Source organism: Streptomyces sp. NPDC059866 (assembly GCF_042731325.1).
GTDB lineage: Bacteria > Actinomycetota > Actinomycetes > Streptomycetales > Streptomycetaceae > Streptomyces > Streptomyces flavusporus.
Genome location: NZ_JBHWJT010000029.1, coordinates 56,877 through 77,196 on the forward strand (window position 1 = coordinate 56,877; position 20,320 = coordinate 77,196).

General features: G+C 70.4%; 18 protein-coding genes. 15 read left to right on the top strand and 3 right to left on the bottom strand.

Annotated features, from left to right (window positions below; genetic code table 11):
• Positions 1–72 precede the first annotated feature (72 nt).
• From ACFV7R_RS35440 to ACFV7R_RS35485, 10 genes are all read left to right on the top strand, one after another.
• Entirely contained in the window at positions 73–987 is a 915-nt protein-coding gene (locus ACFV7R_RS35440; RefSeq protein ID WP_385271088.1) for a CoA transferase subunit A, read from the top strand.
• Positions 984–1,841 (top strand): CoA-transferase, encoded by an 858-nt coding sequence (locus ACFV7R_RS35445; RefSeq protein WP_385271091.1) that lies wholly within the window; start codon positions 984–986, stop codon positions 1,839–1,841. The genes ACFV7R_RS35440 and ACFV7R_RS35445 overlap by 4 nt, the downstream gene beginning before the upstream one ends.
• Positions 1,838–2,614 (top strand): SDR family NAD(P)-dependent oxidoreductase, encoded by a 777-nt coding sequence (locus ACFV7R_RS35450; protein ID WP_385271094.1) that lies wholly within the window; start codon positions 1,838–1,840, stop codon positions 2,612–2,614. Before ACFV7R_RS35445 ends, ACFV7R_RS35450 begins: the two co-directional genes overlap by 4 nt.
• Entirely contained in the window at positions 2,614–3,816 is a 1,203-nt protein-coding gene (locus tag ACFV7R_RS35455; RefSeq protein ID WP_385271097.1) for an acyl-CoA dehydrogenase family protein, read from the top strand. Before ACFV7R_RS35450 ends, ACFV7R_RS35455 begins: the two co-directional genes overlap by 1 nt.
• 48 nt (positions 3,817–3,864) lie before the next feature.
• On the top strand, positions 3,865–4,713 hold the full coding sequence (locus ACFV7R_RS35460) for a 3-hydroxyacyl-CoA dehydrogenase family protein (RefSeq protein WP_385271100.1): 849 nt from the start codon (positions 3,865–3,867) through the stop codon (positions 4,711–4,713).
• Positions 4,706–5,491 carry an enoyl-CoA hydratase/isomerase family protein gene (locus ACFV7R_RS35465; protein ID WP_385271103.1) on the top strand — a complete coding sequence of 262 codons (786 nt, stop codon included), beginning with the start codon at positions 4,706–4,708 and terminating at the stop codon, positions 5,489–5,491. Before ACFV7R_RS35460 ends, ACFV7R_RS35465 begins: the two co-directional genes overlap by 8 nt.
• On the top strand, positions 5,481–6,533 hold the full coding sequence (locus ACFV7R_RS35470; protein ID WP_385271106.1) for a phosphotransferase family protein: 1,053 nt from the start codon (positions 5,481–5,483) through the stop codon (positions 6,531–6,533). The genes ACFV7R_RS35465 and ACFV7R_RS35470 overlap by 11 nt, the downstream gene beginning before the upstream one ends.
• A gap of 343 nt (positions 6,534–6,876) precedes the next feature.
• A complete protein-coding gene (locus ACFV7R_RS35475; protein ID WP_385271109.1) occupies positions 6,877–7,959 on the top strand; it encodes a glycoside hydrolase family 88 protein in 1,083 nt (360 codons plus the stop codon).
• 43 nt (positions 7,960–8,002) lie between these two features.
• A complete protein-coding gene (locus ACFV7R_RS35480; protein WP_385271112.1) occupies positions 8,003–8,851 on the top strand; it encodes a TauD/TfdA dioxygenase family protein in 849 nt (282 codons plus the stop codon).
• Between the two features lie 68 nt (positions 8,852–8,919).
• A complete protein-coding gene (locus ACFV7R_RS35485; protein WP_385271115.1) occupies positions 8,920–10,179 on the top strand; it encodes an amidohydrolase family protein in 1,260 nt (419 codons plus the stop codon).
• A 53-nt stretch (positions 10,180–10,232) separates the two neighbouring features.
• Here ACFV7R_RS35485 and ACFV7R_RS35490 read toward each other — a convergent pair whose 3' ends face one another.
• Positions 10,233–10,610, bottom strand: a complete 378-nt coding sequence (locus ACFV7R_RS35490) for a nuclear transport factor 2 family protein (protein ID WP_385271118.1) — start codon at positions 10,608–10,610, stop codon at positions 10,233–10,235.
• A 101-nt stretch (positions 10,611–10,711) separates the two neighbouring features.
• On the opposite strand from ACFV7R_RS35490, the gene ACFV7R_RS35495 reads away from it, so the two are divergent.
• From ACFV7R_RS35495 to ACFV7R_RS35510, 4 genes are read left to right on the top strand one after another with little or no spacing between them, the layout of a single operon-like run.
• Positions 10,712–12,709, top strand: coding sequence for an ABC transporter permease (locus tag ACFV7R_RS35495; RefSeq protein ID WP_385271121.1), 1,998 nt, complete (start codon positions 10,712–10,714; stop codon positions 12,707–12,709).
• Positions 12,706–13,974, top strand: a complete 1,269-nt coding sequence (locus ACFV7R_RS35500) for an ABC transporter substrate-binding protein (protein WP_385271124.1) — start codon at positions 12,706–12,708, stop codon at positions 13,972–13,974. The genes ACFV7R_RS35495 and ACFV7R_RS35500 overlap by 4 nt, the downstream gene beginning before the upstream one ends.
• 30 nt (positions 13,975–14,004) lie before the next feature.
• Entirely contained in the window at positions 14,005–14,754 is a 750-nt protein-coding gene (locus tag ACFV7R_RS35505; protein ID WP_385271127.1) for an ABC transporter ATP-binding protein, read from the top strand.
• Entirely contained in the window at positions 14,751–15,488 is a 738-nt protein-coding gene (locus tag ACFV7R_RS35510) for an ABC transporter ATP-binding protein (protein WP_385271129.1), read from the top strand. Before ACFV7R_RS35505 ends, ACFV7R_RS35510 begins: the two co-directional genes overlap by 4 nt.
• Positions 15,489–15,549: 61 nt before the next feature.
• Here the strand turns inward: ACFV7R_RS35510 and ACFV7R_RS35515 are convergent, their stop codons facing one another.
• Complete coding sequence (locus tag ACFV7R_RS35515; RefSeq protein WP_385271131.1) at positions 15,550–17,181, bottom strand: FAD-dependent oxidoreductase; 1,632 nt, start codon at positions 17,179–17,181, stop codon at positions 15,550–15,552.
• A 120-nt stretch (positions 17,182–17,301) separates the two neighbouring features.
• Here ACFV7R_RS35515 and ACFV7R_RS35520 point away from each other — a divergent pair, with 120 nt between their 5' ends.
• Complete coding sequence (locus tag ACFV7R_RS35520; protein ID WP_385271134.1) at positions 17,302–18,936, top strand: thiamine pyrophosphate-binding protein; 1,635 nt, start codon at positions 17,302–17,304, stop codon at positions 18,934–18,936.
• Positions 18,937–19,004: 68 nt separating this feature from the next.
• Here the strand turns inward: ACFV7R_RS35520 and ACFV7R_RS35525 are convergent, their stop codons facing one another.
• The gene (locus ACFV7R_RS35525) at positions 19,005–20,279 is read right to left on the bottom strand and encodes an MFS transporter (RefSeq protein WP_385271137.1); all 1,275 of its coding nucleotides are present in this window, start codon (positions 20,277–20,279) and stop codon (positions 19,005–19,007) included.
• Positions 20,280–20,320: the final 41 nt, after the last annotated feature.

A 20,320-nucleotide genomic window follows, 5' to 3' on the forward strand; every position in this document is an offset into this window, starting at 1 on the left:
GTTAAACGGTAGATTGCCGAGTGCATTCCGCAGAGGAGGAACCGTGTCCTACCGAGAAGCTGTGGGGAAGCCATGAACGAGAGCAGCATGCCCGACAAGGTCAGGCCCCTTGAGGCCCTGGGAGACCTCGTCCGTGACGGCGACTCCGTGGCCTTCGGCGGCGGCTGGTTCGCCAACCACCCGATGGCGGCCGTCCGCGAGCTGATCCGCGCCGGGCGCAAGGACATCCACGCCATCACCGTCGTCGGCTCGGCCGACATGGACCTGATGGCCGCCGCGGGGACGCTGGGCCATCTGTCCTTCTCCATGGTCACCTTGGAGGCGTTCGGGCTGGCCCCCAACGTGCGCAAGGCGATCGAGTCCGGCTCGCTGCCGTTCACCGAGTACACCGGTCTGGGCCTGCTGATCGGCCTGGAGGCGCAGGGCCGCGGCGTGCCGTACCTGCCCTACCGCGGCCCGTTCGGCTCGGACATCCCGGCCCGCTACCCCGAGGTCTACGCGACCACGACGTGCCCGTTCACCGGCGAGGAGCTGACCGCGGTGCGCGCCATCCAGCCGGACGTCGCGATCGTGCACGCCCTGCGCGCCGACGCCGAGGGCAACGCCCAGTGGGACAACACCTCCGGCCCCGACGTGGAGATGGCGAAGGCCGCGCGCCGGGTCATCGTCACCTGCGAGGAGGTCGTCGACCGCAGTGTGATCGTCGACAACTCGCACATGACCAAGCTGCCCGGCTTCTACGTCGAGGCGGTCATCGAGGCCCCGTTCGGCGCCCACCCCACCTCGCACGTCCCGCGCTACGCCATGGACGCCTGGGAGATCATGGAGTACGCCGCGGCAGCCTCCGGCCCCTCCTTCGCCGACTACGTCGACCGGATCCGCGGCGAGAGCGAGGCGGACTACCGCACCCGGGTGCTCAAGGACCGGGACGCCGTCCTGCGCGCGCTCGTCGACGCCGCCGAAGTCATCGAAGGAGCCCACGGATGACCGACTACGAGATTCACGAGCTGATGACCTGCCGCGTCGCGGCCGAGGTCGACGAGCAGGGCGTGACCGTGATGGGGTCCTTCACCCCGCTGGCCTACGCCTCGTACATGCTGGCCAAGCTCACCCACGCCAAGGGCGCCTACCTGGTCGGCTTCGACGCGGTGGGCATGGCACCCATCCAGCTGTCGTTCACCGGCGCCGAGGCCTCGGCGTACAAGGGCGCGGCCGCCCGCTGGGGCATGCTGACCGAGGTCAACTCGATCCACCTGGCGAACCACGGCGGGGTCGAGGCGGTCTCATCCGCACAGTTCGACGGCGACGGTGCGATCAACCTCTCCACCATCGGCCCGTTCGACGCGCCCAAGGTCCGCCTTCCCGGCGGCGCGGGCGCGGCCGAGGTGATCAAGATGTACCGCAAGATGGTCGCCTACTTCGGCAACCACAACTCGCGCACACTGGTCGACAAGGTCGGCTTCGTCACCGGCACCCGCTGGAAGGTCGGGGCCAAGGCACGCGAGGAGGCCGGCCTGCAGCCTGGTCCGATCGTCGTGGTGACCAACCTCGCCGTCCTGGTCAAGGACGAGGACGACCGGCCGTTCCGCATCGAGAGCGTGCACCCCGGCGTCGACGTCGCGACGGTCGTGGAGAACACCGGCTTCGAGCTGGAGGTCCCGGCGGACGTGCCGGTCACGGCCGAGCCGACCCAGGAGCAGCTCGACCTGCTGCGCAACAAGATCGACCCCTTCGGCACCGTGAAGTTCGACTTCGTCTCCGGCAAGGACCGGCTGTCGTACCTCAAGGGCATTCTCGACGCCGAGTGGGAGCGGGCCAGTGCGAAGGTGAGCGTGTCATGAGTGTCTTCGACCGGTTCAGCCTGGAGGGCAGGGTCGCGATCGTGACCGGCGCCTCCTCGGGCCTGGGCGTCACGTTCGCCCTGGCCCTGGCCCAGGCCGGCGCCGATGTCGCGCTCGGCGCCCGCCGCACGGACCTGCTGGAGGAGACCAGGGGCAAGGTCGAGGCCCTCGGCCGCCGCTGCATCGCCGTACCGACGGACGTGGCCGACCCGGCGGACTGCGAGGCGCTCGTCGCGGCGGCCTGCAAGCAACTCGGCGACGTCCACGTGCTCGTCAACAACGCCGGGATCGCCCGGGTGGCGCCCGCGCACAAGGACGACCCGGACGCGTTCGCCCGCGTCCTGCAGGTGAACCTCACCGGCGCCTACCAAATGGCGCAGTCCTTCGGCCGCGCGTGCATCGCCGCCGGCCATGGCGGCTCCGTCATCAACATCTCGTCCGTGCTCGGCATGGTCTCCACCGACGCCCCGCAGGCCGCGTACAGCGCCTCCAAGGCGGGCCTGCTCGGCATCACCCGCGACCTGGCGATGCAGTGGACACGCCGCCGTGGCATCAGGGTGAACGCCCTTGTGGCGGGCCTGGTCGAATCCGACATGACGGCGGCGATCCAGACGGACGAGGCGGCCAACGCCGCCGCGCTCGCGAGCATCCCGATGCGCCGCCTGGGAGACGCCGACGAGCTGGTCGGAGCCCTGCTGCTGCTCGCGTCCGACGCGGGCAGCTACATGACCGGCTCCTCCCTGATCGTCGACGGCGGCTGGACGGCGCAGTAATGGCCGTCGACCTCACCCCGGATCAGCCCATCCTGGAGCTGGCCGAGCGCGTCCGCGCGTTCGTCCGCGACGAGGTCGTCCCGGCCGAGCTGGAGATGGCCGCGTCCGGGACCGGCCCGACCGACGACCTGCGCCGCGGCCTCCAGAAGGCCGCGGCGGCAGCGGGCCTCCTGTCCCCCACCGGACCGGAACGGTTCGGCGGCCTGGGCCTCTCCGCCACTGCCCAGTCGGTGATCCTGCGCGAGGCCGGCTACAGCCTCCTCGGCCCGCTCGCCCTCAACTGCGCGGCGCCCGACGAGGGCAACATGCACCTGATGCACAAGGTGGCGACGCCGGAGCAGCAGGAGAAGTACCTCGCACCGCTGGTCAGCGGAGCCGTCCGCTCCTGCTTCGCGATGACCGAGCCGAGCCCTGGTGCCGGGTCGGATCCCTCCATGCTGCGGACGTCGGCCAGGTGGGACGGTGACGCCTGGGTCATCAGCGGAACGAAGTGGTACATCACCGGCGCCGACGGGGCCGCCTGGACGATCTGCATGGCGCGCACTCCCGAGCACGAGGGCCAGGCGGCGGGCGCCACGATGTTCCTCGTCGACGGCGACAACTCCGGGATGCGGGTCGTCCGGCACATCGGCAGCCTCGACACCGGCTTCGTCGGCGGCCACTGCGAGGTGGCCTTCGACGAATGCCGGGTCCCGCCCAAGGCCGTGCTCGGCGAGGTGGGCCGCGGGTTCGCCTACGCCCAGGTCCGCCTGGCCCCCGCCCGGCTCACCCACTGCATGCGCTGGCTCGGCCTCGCCGAGCGCTCCCAGGACATGGCGCTCGACCGTGCCGCCGAACGGGAGGCGTTCGGCAGCAGACTCACGGGCCTCGGGATGATCCAGCAGATGCTCGCCGACAGCGAGATCGATCTGGCCGCGTCCCGCAGCCTCATCACCCATGCGGCCTGGCTGCTCGACCGGGGCGAGCGCGCCTCCGCCGAGACATCCATCGCCAAGACGTTCGTCGCCGAGGCGGCGGGACGGGTCGTCGACCGGACCGTCCAGATCCACGGCGCCCTCGGCATCTCCCACGACCTACCGCTGTCGCTGTACCTGCGCGAGGTGCGCCCGTTCCGAGTCTACGACGGCGCCTCCGAGGTGCACCGGATGTCGATCGCCCGGCGCGCCGTGCGCCGCCGCGCGGCGTCCCGCGAGACGCGCTGACACCGACCACTCCCGAGAACCCCCTTGACCACGTTGAAGGGATTTCCTGTGCCCAACCTTGCTGTCGTCGGCGCCGGACTGATGGGCTCCGGCATAGCCCAGGTCGCCGCGCTCGGCGGTCACGACGTCGTCCTCCAGGACGTGAGCGACGAGCAGCTCGACCGCGGGCTGCGCGAGATCGAGACCTCGCTCGGGCGCCTCGCGAAGAAGGAGAAGATCTCCGCCGACGACGCGTCGGCGGCCCTGGCAAGGATCACCAGGACCACCGACCTGGACGCGGCCGGGACCGCCGGTGTCGTGGTCGAGGCGATCTTCGAGAAGCTGGAGGCCAAGCAGGAGGTCTTCCGCCAGCTCGACAAGATCTGCAAGGCGGACGCGGTCCTGGCGACCAACACCAGCGCCCTGCCGATCACCCGGATCGCCTCGGTGACCAGCCGGCCCGAGCAGGTGGTGGGCACCCACTTCTTCTCCCCCGTCCCGATGATGAAGCTGTGCGAGATCGTCCGCGGCTTCAAGACCAGCGACGAGACCCTGGCCAGGGCGAAGTCGTTCGCCGAGGACCTCGGCAAGACCTGCGTCGTCGTCAACCGCGACATCGCCGGCTTCGTCACCACCCGGCTGATCGTCGCGCTCAGCGTCGAGGCCGTGAAGCTGGTGGAGAGCGGCGTGGCCACGGCCGAGGACGTCGACACCGCCTGCCGGCTGGGCTTCGGCCACGCGATGGGCCCGCTGGAGACGATGGACCTGACCGGCGTCGATGTGTTCGTCAACGCCTCCCGGAACATCTTCGCCGACACCGTCGACCCGAAGTTCTATCCGCCGGAGCTCTCGGTCCGGATGGCGGGCGCGGGCGACCACGGCCGCAAGACCGGCAAGGGCTGGTACGACCATGGGTGACCGCACCCGGGTCGCGCTCGACATCACCGGCGGGCTCGCGACCGTCACCCTCACCCAGCCACCCGTCAACGCCCTGGACCGGTACCTGGTCCATGAGCTGATGGACGTCATCGCGGAGGTCCGCCGGTCCGAGGAGGCGCGGGCCGTCGTGGTCACGGGCGGCCCGAAGGTGTTCGCCGCGGGCGGCGACGTCAAGGAGATGCTGGGCTGGGACTACGCCAAGGCGGTCCGCGACTCCGGCGCGCTCGGTGACGCGTGCACCGCGCTGGCCCGGCTGCCGATGCCGGTCGTCGCGGCGGTCAACGGCTACGCCCTCGGCGGCGGCCTCGAACTGGCCCTGGCCGCGGACCTCCGGGTCTGCGCGGCCGACTCCAAGCTGGGCTTCCCGGAGATCCTGCTCGGCGTCATCCCCGGCGCGGGCGGCACGCAGCGCCTGCCCCGGGTGGTGGGCGCCTCCCGGGCGAAGGACCTGATCTTCTCCGGTCGGATGATCGGCGGGCAGCAGGCGCTGGAGTCCGGACTTGTCGACTACGTGGTCGAGCCCGAGGCGGTGGTGGAGAAGGCGAAGGAGCTCGCTGCCCCCTTCCTCCGCGGCCCCGCGCTGGCGCTGCGCGCGGCCAAGGAGGCGGTCGACCGGGGTCTGAAGACATCTCTCGACGGTGGGCTGGAACTCGAACGGGGCCTGTTCGCCGGGCTGTTCGCGACGAAGGACCGGTCGATCGGGATGACGAGCTTCGTGGAGAAGGGCGTGGGAAAGGCCGAGTTCAGTGGCCGGTGACACCCGAGCGCACGCCGGCACCGTCGGCGTCGACCTCGGCCGGCTGACCCCCTACCTGGACGCGGCCATCGGCCTGGCGGGCCCCCTGCGGGCGTCGCTCATCGCGGGCGGCCGCTCCAACCTCACCTACCGCCTCACCGACGGCCGCGGCGACTGGGTGCTCCGCCGGCCGCCGGTGGGCCATGTCCTGCCGACCGCGCACGACATGGCCCGCGAGTACCGGGTCATCGACGCGCTGCACCGCACGTCCGTTCCCGTGCCGGCCCCGGTCCTCCTCTGCCAGGACCACGCCGTCCTCGGCGCCGACTTCTACGTCATGGAGCGGGTCGAAGGCCCGGTCCTGCGCGGCGCCGACGACACCCGCGAGCTGGCCCCGGACGTGGCCGCCCGCTGCGCCCGTGAGCTGGTCGACGTCCTGATGTCCCTGCACACCACCGACCCCGGCGTGCTGGAGGGCTTCGGCCGCCCGGAGGGCTTTGTCGCCCGGCAGGTCTCCCGGTGGGCCCGCCAGTGGTCGCTGTCGGCGACCCGCGAACTGCCCGCGATCGAAGAGCTGGTCCGCCGCCTGGAGCTGGCGGTGCCGCCCGCGCAGCGCGCAAGCGTCGTCCACGGCGACTACCGCCTGGACAACGTCATCTTCGCCCCGGGCGGGCAGGGCGAGCCGGCCGGCATCGCAGCGGTCATCGACTGGGAGATGTCCACCCTGGGCGATCCCCTGACCGACCTCGGCCTGATGCTCGTGTACTGGGACGAGATCACGGAGAACGTGACGGGCACCCGGCACGCCATCAGCGCCAACCCCGGCTTCCCCGGACGCCGAGAGCTCGCGGACGCGTACGCCTCCGCCTCCGGGCTCGACCTGTCCGCGCTCGACTTCTACGTGGCGTTCGGCTACTTCAAGCTGGCCGTGATCGCCGAGGGCATCCACTCCCGTTACCTGGCGGGCCAGACGGTGGGCGAAGGCTTCGAGAAGGCAGGCGCGGCCGTCCCCGCTCTGGTCGAGTCCGGCCTCACCACCTTGCGCGCCTCGGAGTGGGGCTGACGTTCCGCGGACGCGCCGCGGGCTCTGTTCCCGTCCCGGCACCGGCGAAGGCGTAATCAGACAAGGACACGCCCGGCGGCGCCATCGTTGAGCAGCCCGATCACACGGGCGGCACCGTCAGGTTCCAGGTCCGCCGCCGGGAGGTCAGCGTGTTGCGGCCTCCCGGCGGAGGACCTTTCACTGCGCGGGACCCGGCGCAGACAGCACCGCCGGTCCGTCTTCCGCCCCACCCGGTCGGCCGGGCACACCTACTCCTGAACTCTTGACGTTCGACGTCAAGAGAGTATTTTCATCGCCTCAAGCTCCACGGATGAATGCGTCAAATCCGAGACAGGGGACCGGTATGCGGGTCGACCATGTCAGCGACGCTCTTGTCGAGCGTGTCGTCACCAACGCGCTGCAACTGAATCTGAAGAACGACTACTGGGAGCGCCAGGGTTGTATGACCGCGCTTCTGCGATGGGGCCGCCCGGAAGGCGTGCCGACCGTCCGGCGCTGGCTGGACCGGGCGGTCGCGACCCAGACCTCCGACGGCCGGCTGTGCTACGGAGGCACCACGAACTACTCGTTCGGCTCCTTCCGGGTCATGGACACCGCGGTCATGCAGGGCTTCACCTCCACCCCGAGCGTCTCCGCCTACTTCACCTACCCGCTCGCCGTCCTGCACGAGAAGACGGGCGAGCCGCGGTACCTCGAAGCCGCCGAGCGGCAGATCGACGCCGTCCTGGACGGGCCCAGGACGAGCGAGGGATTCCTGCGCATGAACGGGCAGGCGCCCGAGGTCTGGATCGACGAGGTCTACCCCGTGTGCGGCGCCCTCGCCCGCCTCGGGCGCGTCCTCGAACGGCCCGCCCTGGTGGACGAGGCGTACCGCCACATCCTGGTGGCCGCCCGCCGGCTGATCGACCCCGCCGCGAAACTGGCCCGCCACATCTGGCGGGAGCGGCCGGACTCGTTCCCGGAGTCCACGTTCTGGTCACGGGGCAACGGCTGGCTCATCTGCGCGGCTGCCGAGGTGCTCCTGGAGGCTCCGGACCACGACAGCGCGGCAGCCACCCGCCAGGTCCTCACGACCCTGCTGGAGTCGATGGCCGCACTGCAGGACCGCAGCGGGTTCTTCCACGACTTCCTCGACGACCCGTCCACCTCCCTCGAGGCGTCGGGCACGCTGATGTTCTCCTACGCCGCCGCCCTCGGTCTGGAACTGGGCGACGTCCCGGAGTCCCTTCTGGAACCGGCCGTACGCGCTCTGGACTCGGTCGCCGGGATCGTGGAGCCGGACGGGAGCATCGGCCGGATCGTCCTTCCCCCGGGAGGGCCGGGGGTGCCGCTCGGGAAGCTGGCGATCGGTCAGAGCTTCTTCCTGCTGGCGGCGTACTACCTGCGCAACGAGCTCAAGCTGAAGACTCCTGGGTCCGGGGCGTGATCAAGATGCGGCACATCCGGGGAGGGGAATGATGGGGATTCAGGTGACAGCCCTGCAGGGGACCACGCTCGGTGCCGAGGTCCGCGGCCCGGACCTGCGCGAGCTGGACGACGCCGACTGGGCCGGCATCGAGGCCGCCTTCCACGAACATGGGATCCTGGTCTTCCACGACCAGAGCCTCGGCAGGGACGAGCAGGTCGCGTTCGCCCGCCGGTTCGGGGAGATCGAGCTGCAGGACGCCGACACCATGCGGGCGGATCTGGTTGGCAAGCCCATCGTGCTCGACATCTCCAACGTCGACGAGAACAGCGTGCACATCAAGGACCGCGACCACCCGCAGACCCGCTTCCTGGGAGGCAACGAGGGCTGGCACTCCGACAGCTCCTTCAAGGCCGTCTCGGCCAAGGCGTCGGTTCTGCACGCCATCGAGGTGCCCAGCACCGGCGGCCGGACGGGGTACGCGGACATGCGCGCCGCCTACGACGAGCTGTCCGACGCCGACAAGGCGGCCCTGGAAGGGCTCACCGTCTTCCACTCCCTGCAGTACTCACAGGCCGCCGCTGGCGCGACCGACACCGAGGCCGCCGCGGTGCCCAGCGACATGAACGGCGCCTGGCACCCGCTGGTCAAGCGCCACCCGGTCACCGGCCGCAGGTCCCTGTTCATCGGCAGGCACGCCTGTCAGGTGGAGGGCATGCCCGTCGCCGAGGGCCAGGCCCTCCTCGGGCGTCTGCTGGACGCGGCCTGCGTGCCGCCGCGCACGTACTACCACCCTTGGCGCCCCGGAGACGTCGTCGTCTGGGACAACCGGTGCGTCCTGCACCGCGCCACCGCATGGGACCTGGCCGAACGGCGCGTCCTGCGGCACGTCAGGGTCGCGGGTGAGGGCTGACCCACGTGCGCCGGTGAGGCCTTTGGACAACGCAAGAGTCCGGTCCGTCCCGAGCCAAGGAGCTGCGCATGACCGATATAGACGAGTTCATCAAGGCCCATCTCAAGAACCGGACGGGCCCGCCCCCGGTCATCGAGGACCCCGAACCCCGTAAGCGCTTCTGGCCGCTGGTGTCGGTCGACGACCACCTTCTGGAGCCGCGGGAGACCTTCGAGGGAAGGCTGCCCCGGGCGCTGCAGGACCGGGCGCCGCGGATCGTCGAGAAGGACGGGATGGAGTACTGGCTCTTCGAGGACGAGCTGGTCCCCATCAGCGGCGGCAACGTCATGAAGAGCTGGAGGGCCGAGGACATGTACAACGGGCCCGTGCGCTACGACCAGATGCGCACCGGCGCCTGGGACGTCGACGCGCGCGTCCGCGACATGGACATCGCCGGAATGTACGCCTCCTTGTGCTTCCCGTCGATGGTCTTCGGCTTCGCGGGCTGGCGGTTCATGAGGATGAAGGACCGCGAGCTGGGCCTGGCCAGCCTGCGCGCCTACAACCAGTGGGTGCTGGAGGGCTGGGCGGGCGCGTATCCCGACCGGCTGATCCCGAGTCAGGTCTCCTGTCTGTGGGACGCGGAGCTGGCCGCCGCGGAGATCCGGCGCAATGCCGAACGGGGCTTCCACTCAGTCACGTTCAGCGAGAACCCCGAGAGCCTCGGCCTGCCGAGCCTGTACACGGATTACTGGGACCCGTTCTTCCGCGCCTGCGAGGAGACCGGAACGGTCGTCAACCTCCATGTCGGGTCGTCGGGGCAGACGATGCTGCCCAGCAAGGACTCCCCTTCCGAGGTGCTGTCGGCGCTGTTCACCGTCAGCGCCTTGGCATCGGCGGTCGACTGGGTCTTCTCCAGGATCCCGGTGCGCTTCCCCGGTCTGAAGCTCGTCCTGTCCGAAGGGGGGATCGGCTGGCTGCCGATGCTCCTGGACCGACTGGACTACATCGCCAGCGAGTACGTGGTCGGCGGGATGACCGACACCTGGGACGGGGTCAGGGAAAGCCCGCGCGAGGTGCTGCTGCGGAACTTCTGGTTCGCCGCGTACTACGAGCCGCGTACGATCGGCCGCGTCGACGAGGACGTGCTCCCGCACATCATGTACGAGGCCGACTACCCGCATGCGGACTCTTCCTGGCCGGACACCCAGGAGATCCTCAGGCAGCAGTTCACCGGCCTCGGCCCGGCAGTGGTCAGGGCTGTGACCTTCGGCAACGCCTGCGACCTCTTCCAGCACCCGCTGCCCCCTCGCGAGTGGTTCAACGGCCTGGTGACGGCCGGCTCCTGACGGCTGGCGGGTCCCGGCCGGGGCGCGCGGCGGGCGGCCGCGCGCCCCGGGCCTCACTGGGGTTGAGGTGTGGAGTGCCAGCAGACGAACTGCCACCGGCCAGCCGTCTCCGCCCACACCGCGCTGTACCGCGCCACCGCGCGGCGGTCCTGCCCTCCGGTCCGTGCGTCGATCACGGCACGGCCGGTGACGACGGCGGTACTGCCGAACACCCGCACCTCCTCGCCGGTGGATTCGACCGCGACATACCTGACCGATCCGTCCTCGATCGCCTTGATGTAGCTGCTCTTGCTGTCCACCAGGGCGTTCGAGTGGGTGTACACCATCCGATCGGCGAACAGCTCGTGCAGGGCGGCGGTGTCCGAGGCGAGCAGCGCCTCCCACCGGCGCCGTTCCAACTCCATTACCCGGGCCGCGGCTGTGTCGGTCATGCGGACTCCCTGCCGTCAGTTTTCACTATTGACGTTCTACGTTAAGAATAATAGTTTCTCAACCACCCCGTCCACAATGATCCGACGACAGGGGCATCCAGATGTCTGTGCTGCAGTTCGCGCTTCTGGGACTTGGCCTCGGCGGCGCCTACGCGCTGCTGGCCCTCGGCCTCGTGGCGATCTACCGAGGAACCGGAGTCCTCAATTTCGGTCAGGGTGCGGTCGCCATGATCAGCGCCTATGTGTTCTTCGCCCTGCGCGACGACCTCGGCTGGTCCGTTCTGCCGTCGTCCTTGGTGACCGTCGTGTTCGCCGGGGTGCTCGGGCTCTCCTTCTACCTCCTGGTGATGCGTCAGCTCCGCAACTCCCCGGTGCTCGCGCGGATCATCGCCACGCTGGCGCTGCTTCTGCTGCTCCAGGGCCTTGCCACGGTGCTGTTCGACGTGCAGACCAGGACCCCCGCGCCGGTGGTCCCGACGACGACGCTCGACCTCTTCGGCGTGGTGCTCCCGGTGGACCGCCTGGTCCTCGCCGGAGTCGCGATCGCCCTCGCCGTGGTGCTCACCCTGGTCTCGCGGCGCACCCGGGTCGGTCTCGCCGTACGGGCGATCTCCGACAGCGAGAAGGGCGCGTCGCTCAGCGGTCTGTCCCCCGTCCTCATCGGCGCTCTCACCTGGGCTGTGGGCTTCGTCCTGGCCGCGGTCGCGGGTGTGATGCTCAGCCCGGTCGCCGGACTCGACGCCAAGGCCCTGACCCTGCTGGTCGTCCCGGTCTTCGGTGCGGCCCTGATCGCCCGGTTCACGTCCTTCGGCGTGGCCGTGCTCGCCGGCCTCGGCCTGGGCATGGTCGAGTCGGCGCTGAAGGTGATCACGGGCGCCGAGGGCTCCTGGTACACCTGGCTATGGACGGGCCCCGGCCGCTCCCAGGCCCTGCCCGCCCTCGTGGTGATCCTCGCGATGATCTTCTCCGGGCGGCTGCTGCCGGCCCGCGGCGAGGTCGTCAGGGGACGGCTGCCCATCAGCCTCCCCTCGCGTCACCGGGTGATCGGCCCGGTCGTCGCCCTGGTGGCAGGGGTGGTGTTCATCTACTCGGTCCAGCCTTCGTGGCTGTCGGCCGGGGTGGTGACCATGGCCGGAATCCTGATCGCTCTGTCGGTCGTCGTAGTCACCGGGTTCGCGGGCCAGATCTCCCTGGCCCAGGTCGCGTTCGCCGGGATCGGCGGAATGACGACCGCGCTGCTGTCCGCCGCCGGAGTGCCGTTCCTCCTGGTCATCGCCCTCAGCGGCGTGGTCGCGCTGCTCGTCGGCCTGCTCATCGGCCTGCCCTCGCTACGGGTGCGCGGACCGAGCCTCGCTCTCGTCACGCTCAGCGCGGCCTTTATCTGCCAGGTCGCGGTCTTCTCCGACGGCCGCCTGCTCGGCGGCAAGGGCTTCAACCGGGTCACCCCGGCGTCCGTCTTCGGGTACGAACTGACCGACACGCAGTTCGCCGTGTTCACCCTGGTCATCGTGATCGCCGCGGCCGCCCTGATCTCGGCGCTCCGCGTATCGACCCCGGGCCGCCGTGCCCTCGCCGTGCGGGAGAACGAGGCCGCCGCGGCGGCGGCGGGCATCAATATCAAGCACTACAAGCTCGCCGCCTTCGCGGTCTCCGCCTTCATGGCCGGAGTCGGCGGCTCACTGCTCGGCTACCAGGCCAACGTCTTCGCCTACGAGCGCTTCACCGTCTTCGAATCCCTGCACACGATCGTCATGGCCTACATCGGCGGCATCGGCATGGTGAGCGGCGCGATCTTCGCCGGCCTCGGAGCCAGCGGCGGCCTGTTCTCGCAACTGCTCACCACCGGAGGGCTCGACGCCTACCAGCAGATCATCGCGGGCGGGGCCCTGCTGATCTCCGTACAGCTCCACCCCGACGGCCTGGCCACCCTGGCGCACACCATCCGCGAGCGCCGCGGCCGCCGCACGACCAAGCCGGGCGAGAGCGCTCCGGCTCCACCCACCGGGGCGGCACCGAAGCCCGCCCCCCACGACCGCGACCAGTCCAGGGCGCTCGATCCAGCGGCACCCGTCCAGGCAGCAAGGAGTGAGGGATCATGAATGTGCGTACCGGACGCGGGAGAGCGGGTGCGGCCGCCGCTGCCCTCGCGCTGACCGCCGTGCTCGCCGGCTGCGGAACGGGCTCCGCCGAGGAGACCGGGACCGGCACGGGCGGCCTGAAGGGGGAGCCGATCAAGCTCGGCTCGATCCTGACGATCACCAACCCGGCTTGGTCCAATGGCTCGGTGAAGACGGTGAACGACGCCTGGGCCTCGTACATCAACGAGGAGCTCGGCGGAATCGACGGCCGCCCCGTCATCGTGGAGAGCTGTGACGACCACGGCGACCCGGCCAAGACGTCGCAGTGCCTCAACAACCTGATCGACTCGGGTGTGGTCGCCCTGGTCAACAACTCCTCGCTCTCCTTCGGCGCCAACGCGCTTCCCGCGATGGAGAAGGCTGGACTCGCCGGCATCGGCGGCTGGCCCGTGACCTCTGACGAGTACCACAGCGAGCACAACTTCCCGACCACTCCGGGAGCGGCGGGCTCCTACCCGTCCCTCGCCGTGCACTTCGCCGCGACCGGCAAAAAGAAGCTCGCCGTCGCCTACACCAACACCCCGTCCGGCCAAGCGGTCGGGAAACAGCTGAAGAAGCAGTGGACGGACCTGGGCGGAACCGGCTACTCGATGGTCGAGTTCGACGCCGCAGCCACCGACTTCACCCCGATCCTGTCGAAGATCGCCCAGGCCGAGCCCGACGCGGTCATCCTCGCGGTCGGCGAGGGCCCGGCGCCCCGGATGTTCCAGGCGGCCGAGCTCGTCGGGATCGACGCGCAGATCGGGGTGTCCGCGACAGCGGCGACCAAGAAGGTGTTCGACGCCGCCGGCGATGCCGCGAACGGAGTCCTGTACGCCTTCGCCTCGGTCCCGTCGGACTACAAGAGCGAGGACGCGGACACCTACCGCTCGGTGCTGGGGAAGCACGCCCCGGACATGGAGCTGACCAACCAGACCGCGGTCGCCGCCTCGTCGATGCAGTACGCCTACGACGTCCTCGCGTCGGTCAAGGGCGATATCACCAAGGAGTCCGTGCTGAAGAAGCTGCAGGAGGGCGCTCCCTGGGACGGTTTCCTGACCCACGCCACGGCCCCGGAGAACGCACCGGAGAGCATGCCGTCCGTGTCCAACCCGTACGCCCTGATTGCCGAGTACGACAACGGCTCCTTCACCCCGGTCCCGATCGAGAACCCCGGCGGTCTGGAGCAGTACATCGACGCCGAGGGCGGCCTGTCCTGGGTCGCCGGTGCCCCGCCGAAGAGCTGACCTCTCAGGAGAAGACGGAAGGAGGCGGAGATGAGCCTGCTCGAACTCGACGGGCTGACCGTCCGCTACGGCGGGGTGACGGCGGTGGACAACGTCGGCTTCACGATCGAGCCCGGCACCCTGGTCGGGCTGATCGGGCCGAACGGCGCCGGGAAGACCACGCTGATCGACGCGGTCACGGGCATGGTCAAGTGCGGGGGTGACATCCGGCTCGACGGGCAGAGCGTGACCGACTGGCCGGCGCACCGCAGGAGCCGGGCAGGCATCATCCGCACCTTCCAGTCGCTCGAGCTGTTCATGGAACTCACCGTCCGGGAGAACCTCCAGACCTACGCGCGCCCGCACGCCGGAGGCCCCTCGGGCGACCCCGTGGGCTACGCCCTGGAACGGCTCGACGTCGCCTGGGCGGCCGACACGTACCCGTCGGAGCTGTCACACGGCACAGCCCGGCTGGTCTCGGTCGCCCGCGCTCTGGCGGCCGGGCCCCGTCTGCTCCTCCTGGACGAGCCGGCCGCGGGGCTCGACGCCCAGGAATCCCAGGCATTGGGCGCGAAACTGAGGAACCTGGTCGACACCGGCGTGACGACCATCCTCCTCGTCGACCACGACGTCGACCTGATCATGAACGTGTGCGACGACATCCAGGTCCTCGACTTCGGCAAACGGATCGCCTCCGGCCCCCCGTCGGCCGTACGCGAGAACCCCGAGGTCGCCCGCGCCTACCTCGGCACGGACACGTCCGCCGAGCCCGTCAGCGGAGGAACCGGAGGAGCGGCATGACCGGCACGATGACGCAGGACGGCGTCGCAACCGCGGGCACCACGGCGGCTGTCCTGGAGATCGAGGGCCTCTGCGCGGGGTACGGCCGGATCCAGGTGCTCGACGGCGTCGGCATGTCCGTCGGCGCCGGGGAGATCGTCAGTCTGCTCGGACCCAACGGCGCGGGCAAGACCACCACCCTGCTGGCGTGCTCCGGTCTGGTGAAGATCTCCGGCGGGGACATCAGGCTGGACGGCGAGTCGCTGCTCAGGCACAGCGCGCACGTCATCGCGCGCAAGCGGCTGGCGCACATCCCGGAGGACCGCTCGCTGTTCCCGTCGCTGACGGTCGACGAGCATCTGAGGCTGTGCGCGCGGCCGGGCGGCCTGGACGTGCTCGAGCTCTTTCCGGAGCTGAAGAAGCGGCGGAACAAGAAGGCCGGGGTACTCTCCGGGGGCGAGCAGCAGATGCTCGCCCTGGGGCGGGCGCTGGTCACCAATCCGCAGGTGCTGCTGGTCGACGAGATGTCGATGGGGCTCGCCCCGGTGGTCGTGGAGCGGCTGTTCGCCGCGCTGCGGGACATCGCGGTCACCGACGGCCTGGCGGTGCTCATGGTGGAGCAGCACATCCACCTGGCCCTGAAGTACGCCCAGCGCGGCTACGTGCTGTCCGGCGGCCGGGTGCGGACACGGGGAACGGCGGAGGAGCTGGTCGACCGCTGGTCGGAGATCGAGGCCTCGTACCTGGGACGGTGAGCGCACCGGGTGTAGCCCCGCCCCCCGGGGGGCGGGGCTACACCCGGCGTCCGCGGGCCGCTCAGCCGCTGCTGCCCCGGATGGCGTGGAGGCCCGCCAGGTAGGCGAAGACCATGGCCGGGCCGAGGGTTCCGCCGGCGCCGCCGTACGTCATGCCGAACGGGGACGCCATCACGTTCCCGGCCGCGTACAGCCCCTCGATGGGCTCGCCGTCGATGTCGAGCACCCGGGCGTCGGTGTCCACCCGGGGGCCGCCCTTGGTGCCGAGTCCCCCGCTCTTGACCGGGATGGCGTAGTACGGCGCCTCGTCGAGCGGGCCGAGGGTGCCGCGGACGTCGCGCTTGTAGGCGGGGTCGCCCCACCAGCGGTCGTGGGCGCTCTCACCGCGGTGGAAGTCGGGGTCGACGCCCTTGGCCGCGTGCTCGTTCCAGCGCTGGACGGTGGTCTTGAGCTCCTCGGCGGGGATTCCGAGGTCTTCGGCGAGGGCGTCCAGGGTGTCGTATGCCTTCAGCCACGCCGGGGGCTCCTCCCCCGCCGGGTGGGGGCCGATGGTGCCGTACGCACGCAGGTAGCCCTGGTCGAAAACGAGCCAGCAGGGCAGGTTGGCGTACTCGAAGGCCGCGACGTCCTCGACGTGGAACGCGCCGCCGAACGCGTTGTAGTTGGCCGCCTCGTTGGTGAACCGGCGGCCCCGCCGGTTCACCATGATCGAGCGAGGGCGGGTGCGGTCGGCGCTGATCATCGCCCGGTTCATGGCGTTGATGCCCTCGGGGAGGTCGGCCGCCGGTATCCACCAGGCCTCCCGCATGTTGCCGAGCATGGCACCGGCCTGCATGGCCATGTACAGGCCGTCGCCGGTGTTGGTCTTCATCGAGACGGGGTGGGTCAGCGGACCGCGCAGGAACGCGCGCTTGTAGTCCTCGTTCCATTCGAAGCCGCCGGTGGCCAGAACGACGCCGCGCGTGGCGCGGTACTCGGCCGGGCCCTCCGGGGTGTCGAAGCGGACTCCGGTGACCCTGCCGTCCTCGATGACCAGCCGGCGCGCCCGGTGCTCGGTGCGCGGCTCGACGCCCGCGTCGAGGCAGGCCTTGAGCAGCCTGCCGATCAGCGACTGGCCGCGGCCGCGCTCGTCGCGGACCTTCCGGCGCTCCAGCTCCTCCTCGGACGGCGGCACGGGGACGGCGGCGCCGAGCGGCGTCTCACTCATCGTGAGGTGCTCGTTCGGGTAGTACGGGCTGTGCGTGACCTTCTGCTGCCACTCGCCGAGCTCGTCGAAGGGGAACAGCGGGCACTCGATGGTGCGGCCGCCGCCCGGCTTTCCGCCCTCGTGCTCGGGGTGGTAGTCGGGGAAGTCGGCGACCGCGTAGAACTCGGTGCCCGCGGCCCGGTCGAGGAAGCGGACCATCTCCGGGCCGGCCTTGAGGTAGGCGCGGATCAGGCGCTCGTCCAGCAGGCCGCGCGAGAGCGACATGATGTAGGTGAAGGCCTCCTCCTCGCTGTCCTCGACACCGATGGCGGCCTGGTGGGGGTTGTTCGGGATCCATACGTGGCCGCCGGACCAGGCCGCCGTGCCCCCGACCTCCGGCGCCTTCTCGAACAGACCCACGCGCGCGCCGCCCTCCGCGGCGGTGACGGCCGCGGTCAAGCCCGCGGCTCCGGTTCCCAGCACGATCACGTCGTACGGCTCGGTCATAGCGGCACCTTCTTCGGTCGTTCCCCGGTGGCTCCCGATCGCACCCAGGTTACAGACTTACCCATTGACGTACAAGGGAAGATTTGCCATGGTGCGGGCACGCCTAAAGAGGGAGCTGGGATGCTGTTCCACGAAGCCGTAGCGCGCGCCCTTGCCGACCATGGAGTGAAGACCGTCTTCGGAGTCCTCGGGGACGCGAACCTGTACATGATGGACAGCTTCGAGCGGGTGATCGGAGGCTCGTACTACTCGTGCTCCAACGAGGGGGGAGCCGTGCTCGCGGCCAACGGGTTCGCCCGCACCTCGGGCGGACTCGGCGTCGCCACGGTGACCCATGGCCCTGCGCTGACCAACACCGTCACCGCCCTCGTGGAGAGCGTGAAGGACCACACGCCCGTCCTGCTGGTCGCGGGGGACACCGCCGTGGTGGACCGGGAAAACTTCCAGAACATCCCGCAGCGGGACGTGGTTCTGCCGACCGGTGCGGGCTTCGAGCAGGTCCGCTCCCCGCAGACCGTCGCCGAGGACATGGCGGTGGCCGTCCGCAGGGCCCTCCTGGAGAAGCGGCCTGTCGTGCTGAACGTGCCCGTGGAGTTCCAGTGGGAGGAGGTCGACTACCGCAAGGCCGAGCCGGCGTTCACGCCTCCGCAGGCGGTCGCCCCGGACCCGGCGGCGCTGGACGCGGCGGTCGGCATCATCGCCAGCGCGCACCGTCCCGTGGTGCTCGCGGGCCGCGGCGCCACGAGCCCCGAGGCCAGGGCGGCCCTGCTGCGGCTGGCCGAGCGCATCGGCGCCCCGGTCGCCACGACGCTGCGCGCCAAGGACCTCTTCCGCGGCGAGCGGTTCGACCTCGGCATCTGCGGCACGCTCTCGCACGAGGTGGCGCTCGACACGATCCTGCAGTCCGACTGCGTCATAGCCTTCGGTGCGAGCCTCAACAAGTGGACGACCGCCGAAGGCTCGGTGCTGGAGAAGAAGCAGCTCGTCCATGTCGACATCGAGCGCGACAGTCTCAACCGGTTCTCGGCGAGCGACGCCCCCGTCGTCGGTGACGCGGCGAAGGTGGCGGACACGATCGTGGGCTGGCTGGACGAGGCCGAGGCCAAGCCGACCGGCTTCGCCTCCGAGGAACTGGCCCAGCGCCTCGCCGCGTACTCCGACGCCGCCCTCAAGGACCCGAGCACGGGCCTCAGCACGGACGAGACGGTGGACATCCGTACGGCCATGCAGAGGCTCGACGGGGCGTTCCCGGCCGACCGCACCCTGGTCTTCGACGGCGGCCGGTTCATCTTCAATGCCTTCACCCGGCTGCACTGCCCGGAGCCCAGCGCCTATGTGCACACCGTCAACTTCGGTTCCATAGGCCTGGGTATGGGCAACGCCATCGGTGCCTCCTTCGGCGCCCCCGGGCGGCCCACCCTGCTCATCACCGGCGACGGCGGTTTCATGCTCGGGGGTCTGGCCGAGTTCAGCACCGCGGTACGGCACAACGTCGACCTGGTCGTCGTGGTGTTCAATGACGCCGCCTACGGCGCGGAGCACATACAGTTCCGCAGCAAGAACATGGACCCGGCCATCTCCACCTTCGACTGGCCGGACTTCGGCCCGGTCGCCACAGCGCTGGGCGGACGGGGCTTCACCGTGCGGAACCTGGCCGATCTCGACGAGGCACTGGATGCGATCGAGACCCGGGACCGGCCGGTCCTGATCGACATCAAGATCGACCCGGACAAGGTGTCCGCCCCGGGCCACTGAAGCCCAATCGCAGGAAGGGAGGCGCCGGTCCCTGAGGCCGGCGCCCTCTTCCGTGTGGCCGCCCTGCCCTACATGGACGCGCTCCGGGGCGCTCCCTCGACAGCGCCCCTGCCGGCGCCCGGAAGGAAGCAGACCGCGAGACCGGCGAGGAGCGCGGCGCCGCAGGAGACGTAGAAGACGATGTCGAAGGAGCCGGTCTCGTCGGCCAGCCATCCACCGACGGGCGGAGCGACCAACTGGGCCAGGCCCAGGCTCATGGTCGCAGTGCCGAACGCGGCACCGAGGTTCCGGGGGTCGAGCGCATCGCCGAGGTAGGAGACCAGCACAGTGCCGACCGCCATCATCAGCAGCCCATAGGTGAACGCCGACGCATGCACGGCCGCGCCCCAGCCCAGCGGGACCACCAGAGCCAACAGGCCGATCAGCACCATCAGCACCACCAGGGTCGCCCGGCGGCCGCACGCATCGGAGACCCGGCCGCCCAGGACTCCGCCGAAGATGCTGGCAAGGCCCAGCAGGGAGAACACCCCCGTGGCTGCCGCGGGCGCGAACCCCAGATCCTCCTGGAGGGCGGCGATGAGGTAGTTGGTGTAGAGGGCGAAACCGATTCCGTAGAGGAAATAGGACAGCAGCAGGGTGGTTGCTCCGGGTAGGACGGTGCGCAGCGGCTTGCGCCGGTGGTGTCGGGGGTCCCCATCGGCGGGGCGGGCACCGGCCGGCTTCAGCAGCAGCAGTTGCAGGGCGAGGATCATCGCCGAGACGGCGACCTCAACGCCCCAGACCTCACGCCAGGCGCCGTCGCCGAACGCCCGCTGCACCAGCGTCACCACGGGGCCGGTGAGCGCGATGCTCATACCCGCGCCCGCGGTGGCCATCCCGAAGGCGAGCCCGCGGTGGCGCCGCGGCACATGGACGGCGACGATCGCGGGGATGGGGATCCATACGGCCGCGCTGCACAGTCCGGCCATGCCCATGCCGAGGAAGAGCACGGGGGGCCCAGGGGCGAGGGACACCAGGAGCAGGCCGAGTACGGTCAGCGACAGGCCTGCCTTGAGCAGTGTTGTGCTCTCCACCCGGTGCGCCAGTGAGGTCACGGCGATCACTCCAGCGAGATAGCCGCCCAGGTTCGCTGCGCTGAGCAGCCCCGCCATGCTGTAGGAGCCCAGGATGTCCTCGGTCATGTCCGGCAGGACGTAGGAGAAGGTGAAGCGGACAAACCCCTGGGAGACCGCCGCGGACGCCATGACCAGCAGGACGGGCAGGATCCATGTCCCCACCCGTGCCGGGGGAGCCTGCGTGCTGTCCGCCGCGCGGCCCGCGGCCTCCGGTGGCTGAGCAGTCATGGGGTGCGCCTCCCGCGGCCTCGGCTGGGCCCGCGATCCCA

Excerpts from the sequence above, each read along its gene's own strand:
- ACFV7R_RS35440 (WP_385271088.1), top strand. The coding sequence starts at position 73 with ATGAACGAGAGCAGCATGCCCGACAAGGTCAGGCCCCTTGAGGCCCTG.
- ACFV7R_RS35445 (WP_385271091.1), top strand. The coding sequence starts at position 984 with ATGACCGACTACGAGATTCACGAGCTGATGACCTGCCGCGTCGCGGCC.
- ACFV7R_RS35450 (WP_385271094.1), top strand. The coding sequence starts at position 1,838 with ATGAGTGTCTTCGACCGGTTCAGCCTGGAGGGCAGGGTCGCGATCGTG.
- ACFV7R_RS35455 (WP_385271097.1), top strand. The coding sequence starts at position 2,614 with ATGGCCGTCGACCTCACCCCGGATCAGCCCATCCTGGAGCTGGCCGAG.
- ACFV7R_RS35465 (WP_385271103.1), top strand. The coding sequence starts at position 4,706 with ATGGGTGACCGCACCCGGGTCGCGCTCGACATCACCGGCGGGCTCGCG.
- ACFV7R_RS35475 (WP_385271109.1), top strand. The coding sequence starts at position 6,877 with ATGCGGGTCGACCATGTCAGCGACGCTCTTGTCGAGCGTGTCGTCACC.
- ACFV7R_RS35485 (WP_385271115.1), top strand. The coding sequence starts at position 8,920 with ATGACCGATATAGACGAGTTCATCAAGGCCCATCTCAAGAACCGGACG.
- ACFV7R_RS35490 (WP_385271118.1), bottom strand. The coding sequence starts at position 10,610 with ATGACCGACACAGCCGCGGCCCGGGTAATGGAGTTGGAACGGCGCCGG.
- ACFV7R_RS35495 (WP_385271121.1), top strand. The coding sequence starts at position 10,712 with ATGTCTGTGCTGCAGTTCGCGCTTCTGGGACTTGGCCTCGGCGGCGCC.
- ACFV7R_RS35500 (WP_385271124.1), top strand. The coding sequence starts at position 12,706 with ATGAATGTGCGTACCGGACGCGGGAGAGCGGGTGCGGCCGCCGCTGCC.
- ACFV7R_RS35505 (WP_385271127.1), top strand. The coding sequence starts at position 14,005 with ATGAGCCTGCTCGAACTCGACGGGCTGACCGTCCGCTACGGCGGGGTG.
- ACFV7R_RS35510 (WP_385271129.1), top strand. The coding sequence starts at position 14,751 with ATGACCGGCACGATGACGCAGGACGGCGTCGCAACCGCGGGCACCACG.
- ACFV7R_RS35515 (WP_385271131.1), bottom strand. The coding sequence starts at position 17,181 with ATGACCGAGCCGTACGACGTGATCGTGCTGGGAACCGGAGCCGCGGGC.
- ACFV7R_RS35520 (WP_385271134.1), top strand. The coding sequence starts at position 17,302 with ATGCTGTTCCACGAAGCCGTAGCGCGCGCCCTTGCCGACCATGGAGTG.
- ACFV7R_RS35525 (WP_385271137.1), bottom strand. The coding sequence starts at position 20,279 with ATGACTGCTCAGCCACCGGAGGCCGCGGGCCGCGCGGCGGACAGCACG.